The sequence below is a fragment of the Vibrio qingdaonensis genome (assembly GCF_026191675.1).
GTDB classification, from domain to species: domain Bacteria; phylum Pseudomonadota; class Gammaproteobacteria; order Enterobacterales; family Vibrionaceae; genus Vibrio; species Vibrio qingdaonensis.
Genome location: NZ_JAKRRY010000099.1, coordinates 1 through 2,382 on the forward strand (window position 1 = coordinate 1; position 2,382 = coordinate 2,382).

General features: G+C 43.7%; 2 protein-coding genes and 1 pseudogene. All 3 read left to right on the plus strand.

The window, feature by feature from the left end:
• Positions 1 to 491, plus strand: a 491-nt coding sequence (locus MD535_RS25375; protein ID WP_265678062.1) for an Lcl domain-containing protein, incomplete at its 5' end; no start/stop codon positions are given.
• 80 nt (positions 492 to 571) lie between these two features.
• Positions 572 to 1,063 (plus strand): hypothetical protein, encoded by a 492-nt coding sequence (locus MD535_RS25380; RefSeq protein WP_265678063.1) that lies wholly within the window; start codon positions 572 to 574, stop codon positions 1,061 to 1,063.
• 719 nt (positions 1,064 to 1,782) lie between these two features.
• A pseudogene (locus MD535_RS25385) lies at positions 1,783 to 2,307 on the plus strand (IS6 family transposase); the annotation flags it as partial.
• Between the last annotated feature and the right edge of the window lie 75 nt (positions 2,308 to 2,382).

Consider the following 2,382-nt stretch of genomic DNA (forward strand, 5'->3'; position numbering starts at 1 on the left):
TCACGGCCACGAAGGATGGCGTGACCAGTAATACGGTGGATGTGAATGTATGTGATTTGGCGGGTACATGTATTGACATCTTCGATATAGGTAGCGGTAAGTTGTTTACCAACTCACCATCAGTGGCCTACTTAGACAGCATTGGCGGTAGTGCTACAGACCGTATTTATACTGAAAATGGAACTTACGGCCCAAGTGGTGATTTCTACCGATTCAACTGGACTAACGCAAATGCACTATGTACTACCTACAACACCCTTAGTCTCGGCGGACGGACGAACTGGCGTTTAGCGACAAGAGACGAGTTAAAAGTGGAGCTATACGACGCATCTGGTAATATGTTTACCGCGCGCGGTTGGCCGACCTACGGCAGCTATTGGTCGGCGACTCCTGATGGTTCTAACTATTACTACGTGAACCTCTACGATGGCAACGTCACCAGCTTCAGTCCGGGCAGCACGGGCTACGCATCCTGCGTCTCAAATCCTTAAAGTTGAGCGTTTAGAGTTTAACGTTTTAATTTCTGAAGTGCCAGAGTTGCATCTGGCACTTTTTAAAAGGGGGAAGATAGGTGAATATTGAAACTAAATTAGCATTGGTTGAAAGCAGTCAACGTATTGTTGGCATAAAAGAGGGGATGTTTGTACGTTTCTATGAGCAATCACTCTTTGGTTGGCAGCAGTGGGTATCTAAACAGGACCAATTACCGACATTGAAGGTGTTAAGGAAAAAGGTTAAGAAATTGAATGGAAGAGAGGTGTTGTATGGTGGGCTTCCTATAGAATCATTAAAGCAAGCTGGAATTGACATAGGTACAGAGGCTGTTATTGAGTTAGAAATAATCATCGATTTTTCTGAGTGGGAGTCTTGGAGGCAAGAGCAGCGTGCTCAAATGGACGATATTGAAGAGAAATTACCTTGTAACCCTTGTGATGACGATCTGTTAAATCGTCGATATGTTCGATTATTTTTACCCGAAGCAATCGTCAATAAAGTGATGATGACGATTGCTTCAAGCTCTTCATCAGATTGGTTGTTGATTGCTGTCAAGCAAGCGATATAACGTTTTAATAAGATGGTTCTCGGAAAATCAACAGGGAACATAGCGACAATGTCGTGCTCAGAGAATGTTAACGTTAAGGTGTTAACATGTGGGCCCTGGTATGTTATCGGCATTTATGACCTTATGGGTATTCAAGGGAAGCGAGTCGAAAGGCAACACTTCGAGTTAAACAATAAATGCAAACGCGCGCGGTTGGCCGACCAACAACAACTATTGGTCGGCGAATCCTGATGGTTCTAACTATTACAACGTGAACCTCAACAATGGCAACGTCAACAGCAACAATCCGAGCAACACGAACTACGCATCCTGCGTCTCAGGCCAACATAAAGTATCCGGAGCCATCTTATTAAAGTGAAGACCCTTCTTTATGGTGAAGTGATTGTAATAACAGTTATTGGGTAATAAATAACGTTTAAGTTCGCCAAAATTTTTATGATATATTTGCTTTCTCAATTGACAATGATTGGCTTGGCTAAGCAGTCCATAATAGCTATTTATCGTTGATTGCATAGCTTTTAGCTGAGTGTAAAGTGGTGCGTAATGGATAGCATGCTTACTCCAGCTCCCTCGACTTGGTCTAGATCTTAAAAAGACACTAATCGCACCAGTGTCTAGAATCGCATTAAAGTAGCGCAAACGCTCTTTCAATGGGGTTGTTGCAAAAAATGCAGCAAAGATTCAGAATTTCTCCTTTCCTCATCTAATCCAGCTATTTAATGACTCACCCTGAATTCAAATGGAAACATTTTGCCCCTGAAATTATCCTATGGTGCATTCGTTGGTATGGTTCAACTCCAATGAGCTACGCCAACCTCAGCGACATGCTGCAAGAGCGAGGAATTTCGGTTAACCGTTCGACCATTTATCGTTGGTTCATTGAGTATGCCCCAGCATTACGCAAGAAATTACGCCGTCGTCAGTTCATCCGAGCCGACTCTTCGTGGCAGCTCGATGAAACCTATGTAAAGGTGAAAGGAAAATGGCATTATCTGTACCGAGCTATCAACAAGCAAGGTGAGACTCTGGATTTCTATTTCTCCCACAAGCGTAACAAAGACGCGGCTTATCAGTTCCTGAAACGGTGTCTGCGCCACTATCCAACAGAGTTACAGCCGCAAACATTAAACACCGACAAGCATTCCTCTTATGCTCATGCGATTGCCCGCCTGAAGAAGGAGGGACGACTGCGGGAGGATGTCGAACAACGGCAAGTAAAGTCTCTCAATAATAGTATTGAGAGTGTTCTGGTCAACTCCAACCGGACACTTTCCTTAGAGAGTTTTCATAGTTAATTGGCGACATATCTCCGTTCGACA